The sequence below is a fragment of the Marilutibacter spongiae genome (assembly GCF_014145325.1).
Lineage (GTDB): Bacteria > Pseudomonadota > Gammaproteobacteria > Xanthomonadales > Xanthomonadaceae > Marilutibacter > Marilutibacter spongiae.
In genome coordinates this window covers 1-1,161 of record NZ_JACHTF010000041.1, presented here as the reverse complement: position 1 = coordinate 1,161, position 1,161 = coordinate 1, and the positions used below count along the sequence as shown (strand labels likewise).

General features: G+C 70.3%; 2 protein-coding genes. Both read left to right on the top strand.

Annotated features, from left to right (window positions below; all coding sequences use genetic code 11):
* Positions 1-372 (top strand): choice-of-anchor Q domain-containing protein (locus tag H4F98_RS16615; protein ID WP_220479265.1); only part of this gene is annotated, 372 nt, incomplete at its 5' end.
* Positions 373-665: 293 nt separating this feature from the next.
* Positions 666-1,161: hypothetical protein (locus tag H4F98_RS16610; protein WP_182688939.1), on the top strand; the 496-nt coding region annotated here is incomplete at its 3' end.

Here is a 1,161-nt window from a genome sequence, read left to right as displayed (position 1 = left end):
GGTTCTTCGTCCTCGACCCTGAGCATCCAGAACAACGTGCTCGTCGGCCAGGTCGACTGGCGCGGCAACGCGACCGGCAACCCCGGCGAGCTGGCCTGCGGCCACTACGCCTACAACTCCAGCGCGGCGTTGAGCTACAGCGGCAATGCGTTCTGGAACGTCAAGTCGGGCCAGTGCCCCTCCGGCAGCGTCTGCAGCGATCCGCGCCTCACCCGCACCGCGATGGCCGACTTCGACGCCACCCCGCTCGAGGGCAGCCCGCTGGTCGACCGGGCCCGCGAGCTGGACATGCCCCCCGCGGTGGACATCGACGGCCGGCCGCGGCCGGCCGGTCGCCGCGCCGACATCGGTGCGGTCGAACGCCGGCACTGATCGCGATCGCGGTCGCGGGCAGCGGCCCCGCGGCCGCATGCCGACCCGGCGACGACACCAGCCCCATGAGGACCTGCCCACGCGTGCGGTGGGTGGACGCCCGCGCGCAGGGTGAACGCAAAGTCATAAAAATGAATGGGAATCAAGCACTTGTTTGTGTGACATAGCGCCAACCAGGTCGCTGTATCTGTGGCCTCTGGACCAGATTGGTGCCTGCGGCAGGGGCAGACTGCCCCCCTGGTTCACAGGGACGCGAACCCGATCCCTGTTCGCTTTGATCCTGGAGTTCCCCCATGCCCCCCTCTTCCACCCTGCGCGCGCCGGCGAATCGTCGCCTGCGCCACTGGGCTTCGTCGGTCGCGTTCGCGGCCCTGGCATTCGCCGGCATCGATGCCGCCCATGCCGCCACCTACTACGTCCGCACCGATGGCGGCAGCCCGGCGCAGTGCACCGGCACCACGGACGCGGCCTATCCCGGTTCGGGCAGCAACCAGGCCTGCGCCTGGAATTCGCTGCACCAGGCGCTGCCGGCGTCCGGCGCCGCCCGCATCAACGGTGGCGATACCGTTTACGTCGCCCCCGGCGAGTACATGATCGGCGTCGATGCCCCCGGCGCGAACGGCGGCCGATGCTATTCCGGCGGTCCCTGGGACTGCTACCTAGCGCCCGTGCCCAGCGGCCCCAGCGCCGACAGGCCGACCCGCATCCTGGGTCGCGACCCTGCCCACCCGGCCGTCCTGTGGGGCAACGAACGCGTCAGCGCGATGCTCAACCTCAACGGCAGCTCCA